Source organism: Mesorhizobium sp. M1169 (assembly GCF_040318345.1).
Taxonomy (GTDB): Bacteria; Pseudomonadota; Alphaproteobacteria; order Rhizobiales; family Rhizobiaceae; genus Mesorhizobium.
Genome location: NZ_JAMYME010000060.1, coordinates 1 through 22,606 on the forward strand (window position 1 = coordinate 1; position 22,606 = coordinate 22,606).

Sequence of the window (22,606 nt, forward strand, 5' to 3'; positions counted from 1 at the left end):
CCCCCCCGCCCGGGCACTGCCAAGCTCTGTTTTTTTTGGTGGGGCCCATTTAAAATAATCCCCCCTCTTCCTTAGCTGGAGCCCCCAAACCGCTGGGTGACGGGGGGTCCACCCCCCCGCACCGCTGGTGGATCACTCGAAGTCCTTGACGTTCTGCAGCGTCACCAGTCCGGCGCCGGTATCCACATTGGCCTCGACGGGTTCCCCGCGGATGGCCTTGACGACGGTGTCGATGCCAAGCTCACCCATTTTCGCTGGAAATTGAGCTACGCTGGCGTCCTCCGCTCCCGACTTGATCGCTTCGATCTCACCGCAGCACGCGTCGAAGCCGACCACTATGAGGTTGTCGTTGGCAATGCCGGAATTGCTGATCGACTTGACCGCGCCAGGGATCGGCGGACCGCAGGCCGAGTAGATCGCCTTGAGATCGGGATTGGCGGTGAGGATGTCTTCGGTCACTGACGTGCCAAGTTCCAGCGTGCAGTTGGTTGCGCCCTTGCCGACGACATCGACCTTGACGTCGCCCAATCCCTCCATCATGCCCGTGACCCGGTCATCCAGAGCCGGCACCCCGGGAACGCCTTGCAGGATACCGATCTTGTCACCGCTCTTGAGCACCGTTTTAAGATACTCTCCGGCGATCTTGCCGCCGTTGAGGTTGTTGGTCGAGACCAATGCCGTCTGGCCTTTCCAGTTGGGAATGCTGTTGTCGACGAGAACCACCTTGATGCCGGCGGCCACCGCCTTGTCGAGCGCCGGCGCGACCGTCGGGTCGACCGGCGTGATTGCCAGCCCGTTGACGCCCTGCGTGATCATGGACTCGATCAGTGCGATCTGACCTTCGATGTCGGTAGCCGCCTGGCCCTGGCCAGTGACCAGTTCGATCTCCGGATGAGCGGCCGCGTATTTCTTGGCGGCGTCCTCCATGGTCGAGTAGAACGGCACCGGGAATTTCGTAATCAGGCCAACCTTGATCTTGTCTGCGGCCGAAGCCGGCACGGAAAACGCAACAGCGATCACCAGCCCTGCGAACAGTTTTCGGTTCATTGGCATTGTATTCCTCCCTTGGATTGAGACGCCTCCCGGCGGGAGACGCTTCAGGCATTTGCGGACCTGAAAGGTCCCCAAATTTCGAACGGGTCAGGCTCCAACGATCATGGAAACCAGTTCCTGTTTGTTGCCTTTGGTCGGCACCAGTTCGCCGACCCTGCGGCCCTGGCGAAGCACCACCGCGCGATCGGCGAGCTCGACGACGTGTTCCATGTTGTGAGTGATCAGGATGACGGCATTGCCCTGGTCGCGGAGCGCAGCGACCAGATTGAGCACCTGGCGTGATTCACGCAGGCCGAGTGCGGCGGTCGGCTCATCCAGAATGACAACCTTGCGGGCGAACACGGTCGAGCGGGCCACGGCGATCGCTTGCCTTTGACCGCCAGACATCATGGCGACGACGGCATCCAGCCGCGGCAACGCAACCTTGAGTTTTGCCAGCAGAGCACGGGTCTCGGCGTCCATCCGGCGCTGCTGCAGAAATCGCAGGCCGCGCGGAAGCCATTGCGGGCCAGCCAGCTCGCGACCGGCAAAGAAGTTCTGTCCCGGTGTCAGATTGTCGAACAGCGCCAGATCCTGATAGACGGTCTCGATGCCGGCGAAGCGCGCATCCGCAGGGGAGCGTATCTGCGTTGGCGCACCGTCCAAAAGGATCGCGCCGGCATCGAGTTGGTGCACCCCGCTGATGCATTTGGTCAGCGTCGATTTACCCGCGCCATTGTCGCCGAGCAGGCCGACGATCTCGCCGCGCCGCACCTCGATGCTGACATCGTCGAGGGCCAGAACCGAACCGAAACGCTTGGTAGCACCGTGTACCGCCAGCACGGGATTGTCCGCCGTGACCGCGTGATCGGCGTTATCCGCAGCGGCGCTCATGACTGCCTTCCGGCTTGCAGGACACGCACACGCCCTTCGAGGTAATTGCGCAGCACGTCGGACTCGACCGCGATCACGATGACCACGCCGATGACGATGAGCTGGAAAAAGACATTGACGTTGAGCAGGTTGAGCGCGTTGCGGATAACGCCGATCATGATGGCGCCGATCAAGGCATGGCCGAGGTGGCCGCGGCCGCCAAGAAAGCTGGCGCCGCCAATGATCACCGCCGCGATCGTGTCCAGTTCCAGCAGATTGCCGAACAGCGGCGAACCGGCGTCGGTGCGGCCGGCAAGGATGACGGAACCGATGCCGGCGCACAGCCCTGAGATGACATAGACCGAGACCAGCACCCAGGACACGGGAATGCCCATGCGCAGCGCGGCGTCGGGCCGGCCGCCGACGGCATAAATCCAGCGCCCCCAGACCATGGTTTTAGCCATGACGGAAAGAACCGCGGCAACGCCCGCAACGACGAAAATCGATCCAGGCAGGCCCCAGACCGCCTCGCGGCCAAGCGCATCGATCGAATCCGGCATGCCAGGAATGGCGCGGCCATCGGACAGTTGCAGGGCCAGCCCCTTGGCGATGCTCAATGTCGCCAGCGTGATGATGAAAGGATGCGGCAGCCGGCCGAAGACGTAGAAGAGCCCGTTGATGGCGCCGACCGCGGCACCGCAGCCAACCATCACGGCGATCACGATGATGGCGGGAGCGCCGGCATGAAAGCTCAGCGCGCCGACGACGGAAGCCAGCGCAAGGTTCGAGCCGACGGAGAGATCGATGCCGCGTGTCAGGATGACCAGATGCTGGCCCATCGCGACAACCGAGATGACGGCCGTCTGGGCGAGGATGTTGCTGAGATTGCGTCCCGTCAGGAAATAGGGCGACAGAAAGCTGAGGACGGCGATCAGCAGCACCAGGATGACCACCGGACCAGCGCTCAGCAGCATCAGGCCGAGCGCAAGGCCGGGAACGGCTTCTGACTTCCTCGATGCCGGCAACGCGGCCTCGCCGACAGTCGTGCCGGTGTTTCCCGTTTCAGGCAAATTTCCCCTCCCCGCCGCGGCTTGTACGAGCCGCGTCGTCAAAAACTCAATTCGTGTTCAGGTCCTCTTCTTATCGATAAAAAACAACCGGCCAGGCCGGGTCAAGTTGTTTTTTATGGATAAAGTTCATGCTAAAAGGACAAGCTATAGTTCCCAAGGAAAATCCGATGAGAACCGACACCGTCTACAAGAAGGCCTTCAATCGGGCTGCGAATATGCTGCGCGACGGGCAACTGGCCGGTGAACTTCCTTCCGAAAATGAGCTTAGACGGCGAATGTGCGTCAGCCGCACAACCGTCAGAAAGGTTTTGCGGGAACTGGTTCACCGCGAACTTATCACCGAACGCCACGGCCTCAGGTCGACGGGCCGCCCGGTCAGCGACAACGATTACTATCCGGACGCCGAAACCACACCTCGCGCCAAGCATGTCGAACAGCAATTCATGGAGTGGATGCTGCGGGGTGACACCAGGCCTGGAACCAGCATCAATGAGCTCGAGCTTGCGCGCCAATTCGGCGTTGCGACCAACGGAATTCGCGAATTCCTGATCCGCTTCAGCCGGTTTGGGCTGATCGAGAAAAGGCCGAATACAGGCTGGCTTTTCAAGGGTTTCACCGAAGACTTTGCGCTTGAGCTCTTCGAGATCCGGGTGATGTTCGAACTGCGTTCGGCGCAACTATTTTCACTACAGCCGCACAGTTCTCCCCTATGGTCGAAACTCGCTGCGCTCAAGATGGCGCATGCCGACCTGCTGGAGCGAATTGAAGGCCGTTTTCATGACTTCTCCGGCCTGGACAACCGGTTTCACCGGCTCATAAACGAGGCATCACCGAACCGCTTCATCGATGATTTCTACGACATCATCACGTTCATTTTTCACTACCACTATCAGTGGAACAAGCAGGACGAAAAGCAGCGCAACCAGGCGGCAATCCTCGAGCATCTCGCCTATATCGATGCGCTCGAAAGCCGCGAATCTGAACGGATTGAGCGGGCCTGCCGTGCGCACCTGGCGTCGGCAAGAGCAACGTTGACGCGTTCGCTTATCGGACTTGTTGAATGATGTAGTCGACCCGCCCTTCAAGGGAACCGACGCATCCTCTGGAACGCGTCGGAAGCAAACGCTTACGCGTGACGGATTTCCGTTCCCAGCACCTTCAAACATTCGCGGATGAACGCTGCAAGGGCCGTCCAGCCCTTTGCCGAAACCATCGTGCCATCCACATATGCCTCCGTTGGAGACAGGTCGATATAGGTGCCGCCCGCAAGCGTCACTTCGGGCTCGCAAGCCGCCAGTGCGCCGACCTTCTTGCCACGCACGACGCCGTCCACCGCAATCAGGATCTGCACGCCGTGGCAGATCGTGAAGATCGGCTTCTTGGTTTCGTGGAAGTGGCGCACCATCGCCTGCACGCGCTTGTCGGTGCGGATGTATTCGGGCCCGCGACCGCCGGCGCAGTAAACAGCGTGGTATTGCTCCATCTGCTTCTCAGCGTCGGAAAAGGTCTTGTTGATCAGCGCATAGTGGCCGAGCTTTTCGGTGTAGGTCTGATCGCCCTCGAAATCGTGCAGCGATGTTTTGATCAGGTCTCCGGCGCTTTTGTCTGGGCACACGACGTGCACGGTGTGGCCCACCGCTTCCATCGCCTGCTGGTAGACGAAGATTTCGTATTCCTCGGTGAATTCACCGGTCAGCATCAGGATCTTTTTGCCTGGCATGGTACTTCCTTTCCTGTGACAACGGCCGGGCGAGACCTGTACTCGCCTGGTAGGTTTGAGTTTCTAGAAGGGTGAATCGGGGAAGTAGTCTTCGTTGGCACTGGCCTGCGTGATGACCGTCAACGGCGGGTACGGGGACATCGGGACAGTCTCAGTCGAACGCCAACAACAAACGGTCGCGGGAATGCTCGATATGGCGACGCATCGCCTGCTCGGCAGCGGCAGGATCGGCCGCAGCGAAAGCGGCCAGGATGGCCTCATGCTCGTCAAGCGCCTCCTCGGTGACGCGCGAATGGAACATCAGACGGAATATGTGGAAGTGGGTGTGCTGGTGCGCCAATGTCTCGCGCACGAGTTCGTTGTTGGCGAATTCCATGACCTTGTCATGGAAAATGGCATCCTGGCGGGCGAAGTTGGAATACCGCAGGCGCTCGTCCTTGCCCTCACGGCGCGCCATGACGCCGGCCGACTTCTGAAGCTGCGCGAGCTTTACCTCGTCCATGAGCGCGGCTGCCTTGGCTGCGCCATGAGGTTCGAGCAGCAGGCGAAGCTCATAAAGTTCGTCAAACCGCCGTTTCGTGATCTGCGGCGCAGCGCGGTAACCGATCAGATGCGTCTTCAGCACCAGGCCTTCGCCTTCGAGCCGGCCGAGCGCCTCGCGGATCGGCGTGTGGGATACGTTGAATTCCTTGACCAGGCTGTCGACGGTGATGCGCGAGCCCGGCGCAATCTTCAGGGACATGAGTTGCGCAAAGATCGCTTCGTAGACGTCCTCAACCAGGCTGCTGGAGCGCTGGATACGCCCGCCGGCGAGGTTCGCTTCGTCTAGACTGGGTAAGTTCATGGCCTGCATGTTTTGCCTCTTGACACATTGAGTTGCTAACACGATGCTCCGGCCAATGCAATCCTATATCCTATACGATTTTATCGAGGATATCATTTGCGGCAGCTAGGAGACAAAGCAATCGAATTTGCAGTGGCCTTGCTGGAACAGCGTGCCGCCCTGGCAGCCCGTGCTTCCTCACCTGCTGAACGGACCGCCAGCGTTGCGGACGATGGTTCGGCACGTCGATACGCAACCGCGTTGCGAGACGGGTTTTACATCGAACCCGGCCTTGGGGCCGAGTTGAACGCCATCTCGCATTCCAATCCAGACATCATCACAGGATGCAGGTCATGAGCCTTTTCGCTGCCCTAAGGCTGCCGCGCGAAATCCTCTTCGGGAAGGGCCAACGCCACGTCATCCCGGTTGTCGCGGCCAGGCTCGGGCGTCGCGCGCTTGTCTGCACCGATGAACGTTTTGCCGCAACGGGCCCGTTCGCAGAGATTGTCGCGGCGCTGCGAGCCGCCTCGATAGACGTACTGGTGCATGACCGTGTGCTGCCCGACGTTCCTCGGGACACCGTTGCGGTCTGCGTCGAGGAAGCACGGAAGTTCGCGCCCGACATGGTGATCGGCATTGGCGGCGGCAGCTGTCTCGACATGGCCAAATGCGCCGCGCTGCTCATCAGTCACGGCGGTCAGCTCCAGGATTACTACGGCGAGTTCAAGGTGCCCGGCCCGACGCTGCCGCTGATTGCGGTGCCGACGACAGCCGGCACGGGCTCTGAAGTGACCCCGGTTGCCGTGATCTCGGATCCGGATCGCACACTGAAGGTCGGCATCTCCAGCCCGTATCTGATCGCGGCCGCGGCCATCTGCGATCCTGAACTGACGATGACATGCCCGCCGGGATTGACGGCAATCGCAGGCGCCGATGCGCTGACGCATGCAATCGAGGCCTTCACCGCCGCCAGGCGTGGGACCGATCCCGGCCTTCCGCAGAACCATGTCTTTATCGGCAAAACCGCCTTGACCGATCACTTCGCCCTGCTGGCGATCAAGCTGCTTGGCCGAAGCCTTGAAACGGCATGCCGCCAGCCCTCTGACGAGGACGCCCGGGCCGACGTGATGATGGGCGCACTTGCAGCCGGCTGCGCGTTCGGAACGGCCGGCACGGCGGCAGCGCACGCCGTGCAATACCCGGTCGGCGCGATAACCCATACCGCTCACGGATTGGGTGTCGCCACCATGCTGCCATTCGTCATGAAGTACAACAAAACAGCCGCAGCGACCGAGATGGCCGAGATCGCCAACGCGCTCGGCCTCGATGGAAAAGGCCGGACGCCCGAAGAGTTGGCCGACGCGACCATTGGCGAGGTCAGTCGGCTGTTTGGGGCAATCGGGATCACCCCCACGTTGGCCGAGCTGGGGCTGCCCGCCGATAGGCTCGATTGGACGGCGGAACAGGCGATCGGTATCGAGCGCCTCATCAAGAACAATCCGCGGCCATTCGATTTGAGGTCCATGCGACACCTGGTCCAGGCCGCCTTTGATGGCGACCTCGCCAGCTGCGTCATGTAAACGATCGGGAATATCGAGATGAACACGTTTTCACAGGTTCTGTCGGATGATCAGGGCGTCAGCGACTTCCACACAATTTCGCACCGGCTGTATATTGGCGGCCAATGGCGGCAGTCCGCGGATGGCAGGGTGATTCCGGTCGTCGATCCTTCGACCGAGGCTGTCATCGCGGCCGTACCCGATGCGACCTTGAAGGACGCGGCCGCCGCCGTTGACGCCGCTGCCAAAGCAGCCGACGGCTGGCGAACAACGCCGCCGCGAAAGCGTTCCGACATCCTCAGACGCTGCTTTGAGCTGATGACGGAACGATCGGAGGCACTGGCTATTCTCATCGCATTGGAAAACGGCAAGGCCCTGCGGGATGCCCGCGGCGAGATCGCTTATGCCGCGGAATTTTTCCGTTGGAATGCCGAGGAGGCCGTTCGCATTACCGGTGAATTCGGTACTGCGCCTTCCGGCACCAATCGCATTGTGGTCGACTACGAACCCGTCGGCATCTGCATCCTGATCACGCCCTGGAATTTTCCTGCCGCGATGGCGACGCGCAAGATCGCGCCGGCACTTGCCGCGGGATGCACGGTGATCCTGAAGCCAGCCAGTGAGACACCCCTCACCGCCTATGCGCTCGCCGCGCTCTACCAGGACGCGGGCGTTCCACCAGGGGTGGTCAACGTCCTGACAACCTCCAGTCCCGGGCCTTTGACAGCCGCCATGCTGGCCGATCCGCGGGTGCGCAAACTCTCCTTCACCGGTTCGACGGGTGTGGGTCGCGCTCTGCTGGCAGAGGCTGCCAGGCATGTGGTTTCGTGTTCCATGGAGCTGGGCGGCAACGCACCGTTCATTGTGTTCGACGACGCCGATCTCGAAGCGGCGCTCGATGGTGCAATGGTGGCCAAGATGCGCAACGCCGGCGAGGCCTGCACGGCCGCAAACCGCCTCTATGTGCAATCCGGCATCTACGAAGCCTTCTGCGATGGCCTCGAGAAGCGGATGTCGTCGCTCAAGGTCGGCCCTGGCACTGATCCGGACACGGAATGCGGGCCCATGATCACGAAAAAGGCGGTCGAGAAGATAGACCGCCTTGTCGTCGACGCGGTCACACGCGGCGCGCGGGTCATGTGCGGCGGCTCAGTCCTGTCCGGGCGCGGTTTCTTCTATCCTCCGACGGTGCTTCGCGACGTGCCGGGCGACGCAAAGATGGCGCATGAGGAGATATTCGGGCCGGTGGCGCCAATCTCGAGCTTCGAAACGGAGGCCGAGGTCATCGCACGCGCCAATGACACCGAATATGGGCTTGCTGCCTACATTTACACGCGCGATCTGGCGCGCGGCATGCGGGTGGCTTCCCGCATCGAGGCCGGGATGATTGCTCTCAACCGCGGGCTGATGTCTGATCCGGCAGCTCCCTTCGGCGGCGTCAAGCAAAGTGGGCTCGGCCGCGAGGGAGGGCAGCATCACGGCATTGCCGAGTTCATGGAGGCGAAATACCTCGCCGTCAGCATGTGAGCTGAAGAAGAATGCAAGGCGATCCCTTTCGCATCCGCGACCACGTTGCTGATTTTGACCAAATCGTGCAGGACATTGTTGACCGCAGCGAGGTCGCCCGCGCCGCCATTCCGATGGCCGCCGACGTGGCCTACGGACCGGATCCGACCGAGACCATGGACCTGTTCTTTCCCGCGGGCAAAAGAACGGCGCTACCGGTGCACATCTTTGTCCATGGCGGCTACTGGAGAATGTTCTCCAAGCGCGACTATTCATATATGGCGACGACGATTACCCAAGCCGGGGCCATCGCCGTCATCCTCGATTATGCTCTGATGCCCAAGGTCCGAATGGCGAGGATCGTCGACCAGGTGCGCCGCGCCAAGCAGTGGGTCCTGGCCAACATCGCCGATCATGGCGGAAGCCCGGCGGCCCTGACTGTCAGTGGTCATTCGGCAGGAGCCCATCTTGCAACGTTTCTGTTCGAGGGCGAGCATACCCCCTCGAATGTGAGGGCAGCCCTTCTCCTGAGCGGACTCTATGATTTGAAGCCGCTCCAGGATTCCTTTCTCGCCAACGAGATTGGAATAACCGACGAGGAAGTCGCCATGTTCACACCGCTCGCCTGTCGGCATGATGCTCAAACCAATGCGGCGGTTCTGGTCGGAGCCAACGAGACGCCACCCTTCCATCAGCAAGCCGATCGATTCAAAGCAAGCTTGCTGAGGCAGGGATCGTTGGTAACGTCGCATGTGCTCCCGGACCGCAACCACATGGACAGTGTCAGAGATCTTGGCGTGCCGGGGACCGAGGCTGGCGATTGCCTGGCAAAACTGATCGCCAAGGCCTGCTGACTAACTCGGGTTCTCCAGGCGATTTGTTTTGCGCCACTCCTCGTACTCTCCGCGGGCATCGTCATGCAGCGGATAGTAGCGTTGCAACGGCCCGCCCTCCATGAGCTTCGCTCGCGAAAACTCCTCCCAATCATGATGCTTCTGTGATTCTTCGATCACCTTCGGGGCCATCACGACGGGAAGCACCACCACCCCGTCGTCGTCGGCGACGATGATGTCGCCCGGGATCACCGTGACACCGCCGCAGGCAATCGGAACGTTGACGGCATTGGGATAGATGCTGGTCTGCACATGATAGTTTGGCGTCCAGCCGCGCAGCCATAGGGGCAGGTCGAGCTTTTCGACATTGGGCCGGTCGCGCATGCACCCATCGATGACGATACCGGCCCCGCCCCTGCCCTTGAAATACGTCGACATCATATCGCCGAAGACGCCCGAGCTCATGTCGCCGCGCGCGTCGACCACAACCACATCGCCCTCCTGCGCGTGATAGAGCACGTGCCGGTGCAGCTGTGTCTCCGGATCGGCATATTCTCCTTCGGTGAAGAGGTCCGGCCGCTGCGGCAGGAACTGCAGCGTCAGCGCCGGCCCGACGATCGACTTCCCGTGGTTTTGCGCCACCGGACCGACCATGTGCGGATTGCGGAAACCCATATGGCCAAGCGTGCCGGCAACCGTCGCGGCGCCGATCTCCCTGAGTGCGTCGATCAGGTCCTTAGGCGGCCGCATGATGTCGGAAGTATGTGTCATTGTGGACTCCGATTGAATGGAACTACCAGTTCGCAACAGAACCGTCGCGGCGCTTAAGGTGAGGCGCTTCCCAGAAACGCAAACTCTGCGCCTGGACCGCAACTTCGTTGACCTCGACGCCGAGCCCCGGCAGATCGCCGACCGGGTAATCGGTCCCGTCGAGCCGTGGTTGCACGGGGAAGAAGTCGGAATTGTCGAAGCCCAGCTTTGTTTCGGGTGCCCTGGTCTCGAGCCACGCGAAGTTGGGTACCGCGGCAGCGAGATGCACGGTCGCGGCCGTGCACACTGGACCAAGCGGATTGTGCGGCATCAGGTCCACATAATGCGCCTCGCTCCAGCCAGCGATTTTCATCGCCTCGGTGAGCCCGCCGACATTGCAAACATCGAGCCGGTTGAACTGATGGATGCCGCGCTCGATGTAGGGCAGGAACTGCCACTTGCTGGCAAATTCCTCGCCTATGGCAAAGGGGATTTCGGTCATCGTGCGCAGCGATTCATAGGCCTCCGGCGTTTCGGCCCGTATCGGCTCCTCGAGGAAATCAAGCACGCCGCGACCGAGCTTGTTGCAGAAGCTCGCGGCCTCTGCCACCGACAGCCGATGATGATAGTCGAGGCCGAGGACCACGTCGCTGCCCAGCGCCTCGCGCGCCTTGTTCAGCATACTTGCGGTAGCGCCGATGGACTCGCGCGGCTCGAAGATGTCCTTGCTGTTTTGCCCGAAGGGGAAGAAGCGGATCGCCTGCCACCCCTGCGCGCGAAGTTCGCGGGCCCGTTCGATGGCAACGTCGCCCTCGGCCTCGTCGCCGGTCGAGGCAAAGGTGGGAATGCGGTCGCGCTGCTTGCCGCCCAGCAGCTCGTAGACCGGCACGCCCAGCGCCTTGCCCTTGATGTCGTGAAGGGCGATGTCGATGGCGGAAATCGCCGCCTGAAGGACTCGCCCGCCTTCGAAGTACTGGCTGCGGTAAACCTCCTGCCAGATCCGCCCGATCTGCATCGGGTCGCGGCCGATGAGAAACTCGCGATAGTGCTCGACCGCGCCGGCCACGGCCCTCTCGCGACCGCTCAAGCCGCTCTCGCCCCAGCCGAAGATGCCCTGGTCGGTCTCGACCTTGACGAGCATCTGGTTGCGCGTTCCTACCCACACCGGATAGGGCTTGATCGCGGTGATCTTAAGTTTCTCAGTCATCCACGCCCACGTTTCACGCGCATTCGCTCTATCTCAGTTGGCCTTGAGGGCCATTTCAGTTTCGCCATCGAACAGATGCATCCGCTCCTGGTCGAACTCGAGCCAGATCTGCTCGTCGGGCGCGACGGCAATGTTCGGCGGCACGCTGACGTTGACGATGGCGCCGGACAGGAACGCCTGGACGAAGGTGACGTCGCCGGTCGGTTCCACCGTGTAGGCCTTGGCCGGAATGGAACCAGGGACCGCACTCTTGTGGAGCTTGATCGTCGAGTGACGTGCGCCGAGCACGACTTTCCTGGTCGTCGCTTTCGCCACCTTCTGGGCATTGCGCGGTGAGAGCTCAAGGCGCCAGCCCTCGGCGCCGGTCAACACCGTGTTGCCGTTTGCCATCGAGGCCTCTAACGGAATAAGGCTCATCGCCGGGCTGCCGATGAAGCTGGCCACGAACATGTTCACCGGATGGGCGAAGACCTGCGCCGGTGAATCGTATTGCTGCAGGTGGCCGCCATTCATCACCGCCATCTTGTCAGCCATGGTCACGGCTTCGAGCTGGTCGTGCGTCACATAGATAATCGTCGCCTTGAGGTCCTGGTGGAAACGCTTGATCTCCGACCGCATCTGCACGCGCAGTTTGGCATCGAGGTTAGACAGTGGCTCGTCCATGAGGAACACGGCGGGGTCGCGAACGAGGGCACGGCCAAGGGCCACACGCTGCTGCTGCCCGCCCGAAAGTTCGCGCGGCTTGCGCTCGAGCAGGTGCGTCATGTCGAGCACTCGCGCCGCTTCCTTGACCTTCTTGTCGATCTCGTCCCTGGGGAGTTTGCGCATCTGAAGCGGGAACGCCAGGTTCTTGTAGACCGATTTCTGCGGGTAGAGCGCGTAGTTCTGGAACACCATTGCGATGTCCCGGTCCTTGGGGTCGAGGTCGTTGACCACCCGCTCGCCGATGATGATGTCGCCCGCTGTGATCGGGGTCAGCCCCGCGACAAGATTGAGCGTGGTTGTCTTGCCGCAGCCTGAAGGCCCGACGAGCGCAACGAACTCGCCGTCATTGACCGTCAGCGAGACGTGGTTGACAGCTTTGAAGCTGCCATAGCTCTTGACGAGATCTTGGAGGACCACGTGGGCCATCGGCAACTCCCTAGTGCTTGACCGCGCCTTCTGTAAGGGCGCGTACGAAGTATCGTTGCAGGACCAGGAACAGCACCACGACGGGCACGCTCATCATGAAGCTGGCCGCCATCAGGCCCGGAAAGTCCGTCGTATTTTCCGAGAAGAAGCGTTGGATGCCGACCGGCAGGGTCAACTGCTCGTTCTTGGAGAGGAAGGTGTAGGCGTAGATGTACTCGTTCCACGCGCCGATGAAGGAATAGATTGCGGTGGCGATGATCCCCGGCGTCGAGAGCGGCATCACGATCATGATGAAGGCCTGGAACCGTGTTGCGCCATCGATGCGCGCCGCCTGCTCAAGCTGCACCGGGATATTGTCGTAAAAGCCCTTGAGCAGCCAGATCGCCAGCGGCAGGCCAAAGGTGAGATAGGTGAGTATCAGCGAGCCATGCGTGTTTATCAGACCGATGGCGCGCATCAGGATGAAGAGTGGCACGAGAAAGATCACCGCCGGGAACATGTTGCGCAGCAGCACGGCAAAGAACAGGAAATTCCGGCCGGGGAAACTGAAGCGCGAAAACGCGTAGGCCGCTGGGACAGCCACGATCACCGAAAGGATTGTCGTGACGGTCGACACGAAAAGGCTGTTCCAGAAGAAGCGGAGGAAGTCCTGGCCGACGCTGTTCTGCGGATCGAGCAGTTTCTGGTAGCTGGCGAGGGTAGGTTCGTCCGGCCACCATTGCGGCGGGAATTGTGTCGCCGCGAATCCGGACTTGATCGAGGTGATCAGCATCCAGATCATCGGCAACGCGGTATAAAGCAGCATGAACACGAGGAATATGCGGCCGGCCCACCGCCATCCGTCGACGCGCATGCGGCGACGGGTCTGGGCTCGAGGCGCTGTTTCGGCAATCGTGCTCATCAGGCGCTCCCCTCTTTCCGCTCGTTGCCGCTTAACGCACGGACGTAGAAGTAGCCCAGCGTCATCAGCGTGAGGAACAGGAGCACCGAATAGGCCGATGCCACGCCCCAGCGCTGCCGTCCGAAGGCGAGCTCATAAATGTGGGTTATCCAGATATGCGATGCGTTCGACGGCCCGCCGCCGGTCATGATCCAGGGGATGATGAAGGAATTGAAGTTGGCCACCGCGAGCAGCAGCATCGTCACCACCGAGACGTTGCGCAAGTGCGGGAAGGTGACGTGCCAAAAGCGCTGCCATGCATTGGCACCATCGACTTTTGCGGCGCGCAGCAACTGGTCGGGGACTGTCTGCAGGCCGGCCATCATCATGATCATGGCAAACGGAAACTCGCGCCAGATATTGACGACGATCAGCGAGGGCAGCACCGTGCTGACATTGTCGATGAAATTCGGCGGCTGGTCGGCCAATCCGAGGCCGACCAGCACCGCGCCGATGATCCCGAAGTCCGAATGGTAGATCCACTTCCAGATGTAGGAGGCGGCGACGGCGCTGATGACCCAAGGGATGATCAGGACGGCGCGCAGGACACCACGGCCGATGAAGTCGCGGTGGAGCGCCAGCGCTGTGGCAAACCCCAGGACAAAGGAGATGAAAGTTGACCCCAGAGTCCAGATCAGTGTGTTCCAGGTGACTTTCCAGAACACCTGACTGGTGAGGATGGTCGTGTAGTTGTCGAAGCCGATGAAGGTCTTGTCGCGGAGTTGCAGGCCAGGCGGTGTCTTAAAGAACGACAGCTCGACCGTGTAGTAGATCGGATAGGCGATGACGATGAGCATCACGGCGATCGCTGGGAGCACGTACGCGTAGTCCGCACGATGCTCCCAGACCTTCCGCAGCGCGCCGGACCAACCGGGTTGCAATCTTCGGCGAGCCTCGGCCTTGCCGGTCACGATCGTCACTTGTGGCGTGCCCTTTTTCTTCGGAACGCTGCGGCTGCGCCAGTGGCGCAGCCGGTCCAGGTCGTAGGTGTGGCTTGGACTAGAGTCCGCCCATCAGGTCTTTTACCTTCTTGGCCGCGTCGTCCGCTGCCTCGTCGACGGTCATCGCTCCGGTCAGGGCATTCTGCAGCATGTCCGGGATGATGATGTTCATGATCTCGGGGGCCTGCGGCAGAGCTGGGAACGGAATGCCGTATGGCAGCATCGAGGTGGTGACGTCGAGGAACTTGATGTTGTCCAGACGTTCCTTCATCCACTTGGTCTTGAAGCCGTTGAGGTTGCCAGGGTTTGATCCGGCGTAGGCCATCTTCAGCGACCATTCAGGGCTCGTCCACATGCAGATGATAGCTTTCGCGGCCGGCTCGTCTACCTTGCCGCCCTCGACATATTCGGGTTTCAGGATGTGAATGTTCGAGCCGCCGAACACGACGGCGCGCTTGCCGTCGGGACCAGTCGGGATCAGGCCGTAGCGCATGTTGTCGATGACCGTCTGCGCCTTGTCCTTGTCGGTGCCCGTCGCCTTTTTCTGCAGGTCGAGCATGACGTTGTAATCGGACGGGTGCGAGATCATCATGCCGAGCTGGCCAGCGACGAACAGGGGCTGATTATCGGCCTGCTGATTGGTGAGTGCCGAAACCGGAACCGACTTGTCGCGAACATACATGTCGTAGGAGGCTTGCAGCGCTGCCTTGCTTTGCGGGCTATCGAGCTGGACCTGCTCATAGGTCGGGTTCGGCGTCGCTTCGTCGAAGACACCTCCGCCATAGGCCCACAGCTGTGGCATGAAGCGGTACGGCGTATTGCCGGCATTCTTGCGAGCCACGAGGCCATATCCGGCAATGCCGAGCTTGTCGTGGATCTGCTTGGAATACTTGACCACGTCGTCCCACGTTGCCGGCGGTTTGTCCGGATCGAGGCCGGCACGCTTGAAGATGTCGGCGTTCCAGATGAACGCCATCGTCTCATTGTTGGTCGGAATGCCGTAGGTCACGCCCTCCCAGGTCACTGCCTTCATGGCGCCGGGCCAGAAATCCTCGGTCGAATACCCCACGTCCTCTGGCTTGAGCGGCTGCAGATAGCCCTTTGAGGCGAACTCGGTACCACCCAGGATCTGCAGGCGGACCGCCATAGGCGCGGCATTGCCCAGGAGCGCGGTGCGGAACTTGTCGAGAAGGTCGTTATAGGTGAGGGCTTGTTCCTCGAGCTGGATGTTCGGATAGGTTTTGCGGAAGGTCTCGAAGAAATCCTTGTAGTACTGGCGCAGGAGGTCCGGGTCGCCCTCGAACACACCCTGATACCAGAAAGTCAGTCGCCCCTTGTAGTCGAGCGGGGTGACCTTGGCGCAATCGGCCGCCGTGTCAAAATCCTGTGTGCCCGCAATCGAGCGCACATATTCCGGCGACCACTTGCTCAGGTCGACCGGCGGTGCACCCAGCGCCGATGTAGACGTCAGGGATGCCATCAAAGCAGTGGCGACAGTGCCGCGCAGGACGGCGCTGCCGAGCGCAATTCTCGTCATAGGTATCCTCCCTGGTTCTCCCATGCCGCCCTAAAGCGGTCCTTGCTCGTTTCGATCGCGAGGATGCTTCTGCCAGCTCAGTGTATCCTCTCGATCGCTTGGTACGTTTTCAGATCATGAATTGCCTGTCAACGCGCTGGATCATACATTGTTTGCGAAAGCCGTGTGTGATATCGGGCAAGGTATGTATTAAATTGGGGAGCCCGGCCTTGGCCGAAATAAGCGATTTCAAAGCGATGCCACCGGTGGGGACCGATCCCATCGGGGCCTCCAGCGAGGGCGCCTCGCTTTATGAATTGATCAGGGAAGATATCATCGAGGGACGGCTCGCTGCCAACGAACGGCTTGTCGTCACCGATCTCGCCCGGCGTCACGGCACTTCGACCAATCCTGTGCGCGAGGCCCTGCAGTTGTTGCGCGGCGAAGGGTTTGTCACCTTTATCGCCAACCGCGGGGCGCGCGTGCGACCCATTGATCAGGATTTTGTCCGGGATATCTACGAGATCGGTGTTCTGATCGAGCCAGCCCTGACACGATGGTTTGTGAATATGGCTACCGGCGAGGACATCGCCGAACTCGAACGTCTCCAAGGCCTGATCGAAGAGAACAATTTCGCCGACACATTCAGGCATAGTGAGCTGGATACCGCTTTCCACACCGTGATGTACCAGCGGCACTACAACCGCCACGCAGCCGAGCTTTGGTGGAAGCATCGCGAAGTGCTGCGAGCCGTGAGCCGTCGTTTCAATTTCACGCTGGCGCGACGTGCCGCGATCATGCGCGAGCACCGCGAACTCATCGCGCTTGTGAAGGCGGGAGAGGCCGACAAGGCGGCCGAACTCGTTTCCCGCCATGTCGAGGGTTCGGGCCGGCATATTCTCGAACAGATGCGAGCGCGCAACGCCGCTCGGGCCGGATAGAATGTCCAGTCCAGAACATCGTTAGCTGACCATTTCCAGGCAAAGGTAGTTGAGATGAAAATCACGAGCATTCGGCCGTGGCTGATCAAGTCCGATGCTTCCTACTGGGGAGAGTTCCTGTTCGTCGAAGTGACGACCGACGAGGGAGTGAGTGGCTGGGGAGAGATCACCACCACGACAAGGCTCGCCAACCGCGCTCTGTGCACGATCCTGCGGCAGATCGGCGTCGCCGCGACAGGCGAGGATCCGGCGCGTATCGAGCATCTCTGGCACAAGATCTTCCGCAGCTTCACCTACATGGGAAGCCGCGGCGCCGCCGTCGAATGCGTGAGCGCCATCGACATAGCCCTCTGGGACATCCGGGGCAAAGTCCTTGGCAAGCCGATTTACGAGCTGCTTGGCGGGCCGGTACGCGATGAAATCGCGCTCTACACCCATCCCAACCAGGCCAAATTCACCAGCAAGGAGGCTGTGGTCCGCGAAATTCTTGACATTGTCGAGTCCGGACACACGGCGCTCAAGTTCGATCCCTACCCCCACCAGGGCCGCAGCGCCGATGGCCTGCCCCGCGAACAGCGAGACGGCTACCTCGATGGCAGCATGACTCGCAAGGACGAGCGCGAAGCCGCCGAACTCACGGCTCTGATCCGCGAAACGGCAGGACCCGATGTCGACATTCTCATCGATGCGCACGGCCGCTTCGATGTCCCCACCGCCATTCGCCTCTGTCGGAGCCTCGAGGAGTCCGGCCAGATCGACTGGTTCGAGGAGCCCTGCCCGCCCGAGAGCCTTAACGCCCTCAAGCAGGTACGTGAGAAGGTCAATACCGCCATCTCGTGGGGCGAGCGCGGCCACACGAAGTGGGATTTCGTGCCGGTACTCGAGAACAGGCTCGCCGACTACATCATGCCCGATGTTACCTGGACCGGCGGCATTACCGAACTCAAGAAGATTTCTGCGCTGTGCGAAGCCTACTACTTGCCGGTCTCGCCACATGACGCCGCGGGACCGATCAACGTGGTTGCGGGAGCGCAGGTGATGATGACCGTTCCCAATTTCTACAAACTCGAAACATCGGAGTGGAACCTGGGCAAATACGATCACCTGGTCGACAGACCACTCGACATTTCGAACGGCAGTCTCAAGCTGTCGTCGAAGCCTGGTCTCGGTATTGAGATGGACCGCGACTACCTGCAGGCCCACGAGATTGAGTTGGGCTAGCAAGACTAAATGCCGGCCCAGGGTGCGGGACGACAAGCCGAAAACGAGGATAAGTCATGGCAAAGACAGGTGGCGCCGACGAAGCGCTCAATCGGGTAAACGCGAACTCCAAGCCATCCCAGCTTCGCATCACCGACATGCGGGTAGCCGAAATCGTCGGCGCGCCGTTCACCTCAACCCTGCTCAAGATTTACACCAACCAGGGCATCGTCGGGCTTGGCGAGGTGCGCGACGGCGCCAGTGCCACCTACGCGCTGATGCTGAAGAGCCGGCTGCTTGGCGAGAACCCTTGCGACATCGACCGCCTGTTTCGCCGGATCAAGCAGTTCGGTGGCCACGGCCGGCAAGGCGGCGGCGTCTCGGCGGTCGAGATCGCGTTGTGGGATCTCGCCGGCAAGGCCTATGGCGTTCCCATCTACCAGATGCTCGGCGGCCGGTTTCGGGAGAAGGTGCGCGTCTATTGCGACACCGACGCTACCGTGCCGAGCGGCACCGAGACCGGCAAGCGCCTCAAGCAGCGCATGGCGCTCGGCTTCACCTTCCTCAAGATGGATCTGGGGCTGATGCAGATCGCAGATGTACCCGGTGCGGTCGTCTCCCCTGCCGGTTCACTGGAAGGGTACCGCATCCATCCCGGCCGCGGCCCGGTCAAGACCATGGAGGAGCGGCGCACCCGCAATGCCGCTTACGATTTGCATAACGTCCCCCATCCGTTTACCGGCCTCCACTTTTCCGACAAGGGCCTCGACCTGCTTGAACAGTACATTGCCGAGGTTCGCGATGTTATCGGCATGGATATTCCGCTCGCCATTGACCATGTCGGCCACATCTCGCTGCAGAACGGCATTCGGCTCGCCAGGCGGATTGAAAAATACGTGCCGGCCTGGCTCGAGGATGTGATCCCATGGCAGTACACCGAGCAGTTCCGGCAACTGCAGGCCGCCACTACGGTGCCGATCTGCACCGGCGAGGACATCTACCTTAAGGAAGGCTTCGAGCCTCTGCTCAAGAGCGGCGGCCTTTCCATTATCCACCCGGACCTGCTCACCAGCGGGGGCATCCTCGAGAGCAAGAAGATCGGCGACATGGCCCAGGACCACGGCATCGCAATGGCTATCCATATGGCCGAAAGTCCAATCGCCGCAATGGCCGCGGCACATGTCGCGACTGCGACCGAAAACTTCATGGCGCTCGAATACCACTCTGCCGATGTCGACTGGTGGGACGATATCGTCACCGGCGTTCCCAAGCCGCTCGTGAAGGACGGCTTTATCACTGTTCCGGACAAACCTGGCCTGGGGATTGACGACGTCGTCGACGAGGTGATCTCGCAGCATTTGCAGCCGGGTGTCACCGGCATCTGGCAGCCCACGGATCACTGGGACGACGAGTATTCCTGGGACCGTATCTGGAGCTGAGGCGAAAAGAACCGAAGATGAAGATCACCGATCTCCGCTGCGCCGTCATCGGCAGACACCCAATAGTCCGCATCGTTACCGACAAGGGCCTCTATGGCCTTGGCGAAGTCGAGTTCACCAAGACCTATCTTAAGCCTTGGGTGCTGCATTTCCGCGATGCGCTGATCGGCGAGGACCCTACCGACGTCGAGCGGGTGATGCTGAAGATCCGCCAACGCGGCTCTTTCAAGCCCTATGGCGCGGCGGTAAGCGCTATCGAGCATGCGCTGTGGGACATAGCCGGCAAGGCCGCAGGCGTGCCGGCCTACAAACTGCTCGGCGGCAAGGTGCGCGACAAGGTGCGCGTCTATAACGGCTCTATCCGCCAGAAGCGAACGGGGGACCGGCCGGAGGATTACGCCGCTGACGTGAAATGGATGATGGAGCAGCCGCAGAATTTCTTCATGATCAAGCAAGGGATCTCGTTCCACTCCAACATGAAGGACACCATCGAGGACTTCCATTACGGCGTGAAGCAGAATAAGGCTGGCTACCACGGTGCCATGGATCAGGGCGTCATCAGCGAGCGCGGTTTCAACCACATGCTCGACTGCGTGATCGCGATGAAGGAAGTGCTGGGCGACAAGGTCAGCCTGGCGCTCGACTGCGGCCCGGGCTGGATGCTGCCCGATGCAATCAAGTTCGCTCGCGCGGTCGAGAAGTACAATTTGATGTGGCTCGAGGACATGCTGACCGGCGACTATGTGCCGTGGGTCAATCCGCAGGCCTATCGGGAACTGACCACCTCAACCTCGACGCCAATTCATACCGGCGAGCAGATATACCTGCGGCATAATTTCAAGGAGCTGATCGAAACGCAGGCGGTGCGCGTCATCGGCCCGGATCCGGCCGATATTGGCGGCATTGCCGAGCTCAAATGGGTCGCCGAGCACGCCTGTATGCACTCGATCCTGATGGCACCGCACGGCACCGCGAACGGCCTTCTCGGCCTCGGCGCGCTGATCAATGTGTGCGCCACCCTGCCCGCCAACTACATCGCGTTCGAATACCCGAGCGCCTCCGACCCCTGGTGGGAGGACCTCGTAATCGGCCTGCCGTCGCAGATCGTGAAGGACAGCATGGTGGACTTGCTGGAAGCGCCGGGGCTGGGCCTCGATATCGACGCCGAAGCAGGCAGGAAGTATCTCCGGGAAGAGGATGCAGGCTTCTTCGACTGAACCATCCTTCTTGCGCCACCCTGCACTGCGCGGACTGCTTCACGCAACCTCTCATCCGGAATGACCGTTTCGGGCCGTTAGCGGAATGTCAGCTTCTGGTGTTCGAACCTAGTTATAGAGACACCTGGGCCAGCGCGAGCATCGTCGTGACATGACCCAAAGGCGACAAGTCGACCAAAAAGGTGGGAAGCTCGGCGAAACCCCTCTATATCGACAGCGATGGATGCATCGAGCGACCACCCGCCGAACGACGAGCTTCTCTCGGACATCCAGCGCCTGTCCTTCGACTATTTTCTCAAAGAGGCCAACCCGGCGAATGGCCTGATCGCCGACCGCAACACCCCGGGGTCACCGGCCAGCATCGCCGCCGTCGGGCTCGCCCTGTCGGCCTATCCCGTCGGTGTCGAGCGCGGTTTCATGACGCGCGCCGCCGCCGCTGAACGGACGCTCGCCACGCTTCGCTTCTTCTGGAACGCGCCGCAAGGGCCCGAAGCCGACGCAACGGGCCACAAGGGCTTCTACTACCATTTCCTCGACATGGAGACCGGCCGCCGCGTCTGGAAGTGTGAGCTGTCCACGGTCGATACGGCGCTTCTGCTTGCCGGTGCGCTGGCCGCCGGCGCCTATTTTGGCGAGGACGATGAATCCGAACTGGAAATCCGGCGGCTTGCAGATGCGCTCTACCGGCGCACCGACTGGCGATGGGCGCAGAACGGCGGCGCTACCGTCACCCATGGCTGGCGGCCTGGAAAAGGCTTCCTGCGCTATCGCTGGCAAGGCTACGACGAAGCGGTGATCCTTTATGTGTTGGGCCTCGGCTCGCCAACCCATCCGCTGCCGCCCGAGAGCTATGCGGCCTGGCTATCCACCTACAAGTGGAAAAAGATCTATGGCCGGGAATTGGTTTACGCCGGTCCACTCTTCATCCACCAGCTCTCGCATATCTGGATCGATTTTCGCGGCATCCGCGATGCTTCCATGCGCAACCACGACTGCGACTATTTCGAGAACAGCCGCGAGGCAACCTACCTGCAACGCGACTACGCCATTCGCAATCCGAAGGGCTTCAGCGGTTATGGCGAGAATTGCTGGGGCATTACCGCCAGCGACGGCCCAAGCCCGACAAAACGTCAAATCACGGTCGGTGGCCGCCGCTTCTTCGGCTATCTGGCGCGCGGTGCGCCATTCGGCCCTGATGATGGAACGTTGTCGCCGTGGGCAGCGATTACCTCATTGCCCTTTGCGCCAGAGATCGTTCTGCCGGCACTGCGCTATTTCCATGAGATCGACCTGCAAGAGGGCAACCCTTACGGCTTCACCGCAAGCTTCAATCCGACAATAGCAGCCGCCGACGGCCGGCCATGCGGTTGGGTATCGCCGGACCACGTCGGCATCAATCAGGGGCCGATCACTCTGATGATAGAGAACTACCGCTCGGGCTTCCTGTGGCGCCTGATGCGCCGCGTGCCGGCCATCATCGCGGGACTGCACCGAGCCGGTTTTTCGGGCGGTTGGCTATAAGAAGTCGAGATGACAAAGCTCCCCGATTGGTACCAGGACTTTTGACTGCTAGCGCATGCTGCCGCATTTGCTGCGAATGTCGGTTAGCGGCGCATTGCTTCTCGGCAGAATAGGTGACGTTGCGCCCAGTTTCTATCCCAGTTTTGAGTTCGTTTCCGGCGTGGGTTGTGCCCTGCTGGGCGGGTGAAGCGACGGGCGCTGGCGCGGAGCTTTTGGCACAGCGCAAAGCGAGCGGCCGTCGCAGATTGAAGGTGGTGGCGAACTCGGCCGGTGTCTGCCAGGCGATTTGGGAATGCGGCCGCGCGGTGTTGTACAACACGACGAGAGAACGCCCACGGGACCGAGGAACGCAAGTTTCTTTATCCATGGCATCCCTGGGCCGGGCGT

General features: G+C 61.1%; 20 protein-coding genes. 9 read left to right on the plus strand and 11 right to left on the minus strand.

Going from position 1 to position 22,606, the window contains the following annotated elements:
* Positions 1-132 precede the first annotated feature (132 nt).
* The 3 genes from NKH41_RS31625 to NKH41_RS31635 form a co-directional block, all read right to left on the minus strand.
* Complete coding sequence (locus NKH41_RS31625; protein WP_352503634.1) at positions 133-1,047, minus strand: sugar ABC transporter substrate-binding protein; 915 nt, start codon at positions 1,045-1,047, stop codon at positions 133-135.
* Between the two features lie 93 nt (positions 1,048-1,140).
* On the minus strand, positions 1,141-1,926 hold the full coding sequence (locus tag NKH41_RS31630) for an ATP-binding cassette domain-containing protein (RefSeq protein WP_352474443.1): 786 nt from the start codon (positions 1,924-1,926) through the stop codon (positions 1,141-1,143).
* Positions 1,923-2,975, minus strand: coding sequence for an ABC transporter permease (locus tag NKH41_RS31635; RefSeq protein WP_352773064.1), 1,053 nt, complete (start codon positions 2,973-2,975; stop codon positions 1,923-1,925). Before NKH41_RS31635 ends, NKH41_RS31630 begins: the two co-directional genes overlap by 4 nt.
* Positions 2,976-3,142: 167 nt before the next feature.
* Here NKH41_RS31635 and NKH41_RS31640 point away from each other — a divergent pair, with 167 nt between their 5' ends.
* Entirely contained in the window at positions 3,143-4,039 is an 897-nt protein-coding gene (locus NKH41_RS31640; RefSeq protein ID WP_352780970.1) for a GntR family transcriptional regulator, read from the plus strand.
* 62 nt (positions 4,040-4,101) lie between these two features.
* Here NKH41_RS31640 and NKH41_RS31645 read toward each other — a convergent pair whose 3' ends face one another.
* Together NKH41_RS31645 and NKH41_RS31650 are read right to left on the minus strand one after the other, a co-directional pair.
* Positions 4,102-4,695, minus strand: coding sequence for a DJ-1/PfpI family protein (locus NKH41_RS31645; RefSeq protein ID WP_352540695.1), 594 nt, complete (start codon positions 4,693-4,695; stop codon positions 4,102-4,104).
* Positions 4,696-4,846: 151 nt separating this feature from the next.
* Positions 4,847-5,548, minus strand: a complete 702-nt coding sequence (locus tag NKH41_RS31650) for a GntR family transcriptional regulator (protein WP_352474438.1) — start codon at positions 5,546-5,548, stop codon at positions 4,847-4,849.
* A gap of 323 nt (positions 5,549-5,871) precedes the next feature.
* Here NKH41_RS31650 and NKH41_RS31655 point away from each other — a divergent pair, with 323 nt between their 5' ends.
* The 3 genes from NKH41_RS31655 to NKH41_RS31665 are packed head-to-tail and all read left to right on the plus strand — an operon-like array spanning position 5,872 to position 9,437.
* Entirely contained in the window at positions 5,872-7,098 is a 1,227-nt protein-coding gene (locus NKH41_RS31655; protein WP_352780966.1) for an iron-containing alcohol dehydrogenase, read from the plus strand.
* Positions 7,099-7,116: 18 nt separating this feature from the next.
* On the plus strand, positions 7,117-8,604 hold the full coding sequence (locus tag NKH41_RS31660) for an NAD-dependent succinate-semialdehyde dehydrogenase (RefSeq protein ID WP_352780963.1): 1,488 nt from the start codon (positions 7,117-7,119) through the stop codon (positions 8,602-8,604).
* An 11-nt stretch (positions 8,605-8,615) separates the two neighbouring features.
* Positions 8,616-9,437 (plus strand): alpha/beta hydrolase, encoded by an 822-nt coding sequence (locus NKH41_RS31665; RefSeq protein WP_502900231.1) that lies wholly within the window; start codon positions 8,616-8,618, stop codon positions 9,435-9,437.
* Here NKH41_RS31665 and NKH41_RS31670 read toward each other — a convergent pair whose 3' ends face one another.
* The 6 genes from NKH41_RS31670 to NKH41_RS31695 all read right to left on the minus strand — a co-directional run bounded on the left by NKH41_RS31670 (position 9,438) and on the right by NKH41_RS31695 (position 15,922).
* A complete protein-coding gene (locus NKH41_RS31670; protein ID WP_352503627.1) occupies positions 9,438-10,187 on the minus strand; it encodes a ribonuclease activity regulator RraA in 750 nt (249 codons plus the stop codon).
* Between the two features lie 22 nt (positions 10,188-10,209).
* Positions 10,210-11,373, minus strand: a complete 1,164-nt coding sequence (locus NKH41_RS31675) for a mandelate racemase/muconate lactonizing enzyme family protein (RefSeq protein ID WP_352474432.1) — start codon at positions 11,371-11,373, stop codon at positions 10,210-10,212.
* 33 nt (positions 11,374-11,406) lie between these two features.
* The gene (locus NKH41_RS31680) at positions 11,407-12,504 is read right to left on the minus strand and encodes an ABC transporter ATP-binding protein (protein ID WP_352773044.1); all 1,098 of its coding nucleotides are present in this window, start codon (positions 12,502-12,504) and stop codon (positions 11,407-11,409) included.
* Positions 12,505-12,514: 10 nt separating this feature from the next.
* The gene (locus NKH41_RS31685; RefSeq protein ID WP_023679256.1) at positions 12,515-13,405 is read right to left on the minus strand and encodes a carbohydrate ABC transporter permease; all 891 of its coding nucleotides are present in this window, start codon (positions 13,403-13,405) and stop codon (positions 12,515-12,517) included.
* Entirely contained in the window at positions 13,405-14,364 is a 960-nt protein-coding gene (locus tag NKH41_RS31690; RefSeq protein ID WP_352929652.1) for a carbohydrate ABC transporter permease, read from the minus strand. The genes NKH41_RS31685 and NKH41_RS31690 overlap by 1 nt, the downstream gene beginning before the upstream one ends.
* A gap of 79 nt (positions 14,365-14,443) precedes the next feature.
* The gene (locus NKH41_RS31695) at positions 14,444-15,922 is read right to left on the minus strand and encodes an ABC transporter substrate-binding protein (RefSeq protein ID WP_352503623.1); all 1,479 of its coding nucleotides are present in this window, start codon (positions 15,920-15,922) and stop codon (positions 14,444-14,446) included.
* A 209-nt stretch (positions 15,923-16,131) separates the two neighbouring features.
* On the opposite strand from NKH41_RS31695, the gene NKH41_RS31700 reads away from it, so the two are divergent.
* From NKH41_RS31700 to NKH41_RS31720, 5 genes are all read left to right on the plus strand, one after another.
* Entirely contained in the window at positions 16,132-16,842 is a 711-nt protein-coding gene (locus NKH41_RS31700) for a GntR family transcriptional regulator (RefSeq protein WP_352503622.1), read from the plus strand.
* A gap of 54 nt (positions 16,843-16,896) precedes the next feature.
* Entirely contained in the window at positions 16,897-18,063 is a 1,167-nt protein-coding gene (locus NKH41_RS31705; RefSeq protein WP_352773038.1) for a mandelate racemase/muconate lactonizing enzyme family protein, read from the plus strand.
* A 56-nt stretch (positions 18,064-18,119) separates the two neighbouring features.
* Positions 18,120-19,481, plus strand: a complete 1,362-nt coding sequence (locus tag NKH41_RS31710; RefSeq protein ID WP_352773035.1) for a mandelate racemase/muconate lactonizing enzyme family protein — start codon at positions 18,120-18,122, stop codon at positions 19,479-19,481.
* Between the two features lie 17 nt (positions 19,482-19,498).
* Positions 19,499-20,698 (plus strand): mandelate racemase/muconate lactonizing enzyme family protein, encoded by a 1,200-nt coding sequence (locus NKH41_RS31715; protein WP_352773032.1) that lies wholly within the window; start codon positions 19,499-19,501, stop codon positions 20,696-20,698.
* Positions 20,699-20,917: 219 nt separating this feature from the next.
* Entirely contained in the window at positions 20,918-22,219 is a 1,302-nt protein-coding gene (locus tag NKH41_RS31720; protein WP_352614801.1) for a glucoamylase family protein, read from the plus strand.
* Positions 22,220-22,606: the final 387 nt, after the last annotated feature.

Excerpts from the sequence above, each read along its gene's own strand:
- NKH41_RS31650 (WP_352474438.1), bottom strand. The coding sequence starts at position 5,548 with ATGCAGGCCATGAACTTACCCAGTCTAGACGAAGCGAACCTCGCCGGC.
- NKH41_RS31640 (WP_352780970.1), top strand. The coding sequence starts at position 3,143 with ATGAGAACCGACACCGTCTACAAGAAGGCCTTCAATCGGGCTGCGAAT.
- NKH41_RS31630 (WP_352474443.1), bottom strand. The coding sequence starts at position 1,926 with ATGAGCGCCGCTGCGGATAACGCCGATCACGCGGTCACGGCGGACAAT.
- NKH41_RS31665 (WP_502900231.1), top strand. The coding sequence starts at position 8,616 with ATGCAAGGCGATCCCTTTCGCATCCGCGACCACGTTGCTGATTTTGAC.
- NKH41_RS31680 (WP_352773044.1), bottom strand. The coding sequence starts at position 12,504 with ATGGCCCACGTGGTCCTCCAAGATCTCGTCAAGAGCTATGGCAGCTTC.
- NKH41_RS31625 (WP_352503634.1), bottom strand. The coding sequence starts at position 1,047 with ATGAACCGAAAACTGTTCGCAGGGCTGGTGATCGCTGTTGCGTTTTCC.
- NKH41_RS31720 (WP_352614801.1), top strand. The coding sequence starts at position 20,918 with ATGGATGCATCGAGCGACCACCCGCCGAACGACGAGCTTCTCTCGGAC.
- NKH41_RS31685 (WP_023679256.1), bottom strand. The coding sequence starts at position 13,405 with ATGAGCACGATTGCCGAAACAGCGCCTCGAGCCCAGACCCGTCGCCGC.
- NKH41_RS31645 (WP_352540695.1), bottom strand. The coding sequence starts at position 4,695 with ATGCCAGGCAAAAAGATCCTGATGCTGACCGGTGAATTCACCGAGGAA.
- NKH41_RS31710 (WP_352773035.1), top strand. The coding sequence starts at position 18,120 with ATGGCAAAGACAGGTGGCGCCGACGAAGCGCTCAATCGGGTAAACGCG.
- NKH41_RS31675 (WP_352474432.1), bottom strand. The coding sequence starts at position 11,373 with ATGACTGAGAAACTTAAGATCACCGCGATCAAGCCCTATCCGGTGTGG.
- NKH41_RS31705 (WP_352773038.1), top strand. The coding sequence starts at position 16,897 with ATGAAAATCACGAGCATTCGGCCGTGGCTGATCAAGTCCGATGCTTCC.
- NKH41_RS31660 (WP_352780963.1), top strand. The coding sequence starts at position 7,117 with ATGAACACGTTTTCACAGGTTCTGTCGGATGATCAGGGCGTCAGCGAC.
- NKH41_RS31655 (WP_352780966.1), top strand. The coding sequence starts at position 5,872 with ATGAGCCTTTTCGCTGCCCTAAGGCTGCCGCGCGAAATCCTCTTCGGG.
- NKH41_RS31695 (WP_352503623.1), bottom strand. The coding sequence starts at position 15,922 with ATGACGAGAATTGCGCTCGGCAGCGCCGTCCTGCGCGGCACTGTCGCC.
- NKH41_RS31715 (WP_352773032.1), top strand. The coding sequence starts at position 19,499 with ATGAAGATCACCGATCTCCGCTGCGCCGTCATCGGCAGACACCCAATA.
- NKH41_RS31670 (WP_352503627.1), bottom strand. The coding sequence starts at position 10,187 with ATGACACATACTTCCGACATCATGCGGCCGCCTAAGGACCTGATCGAC.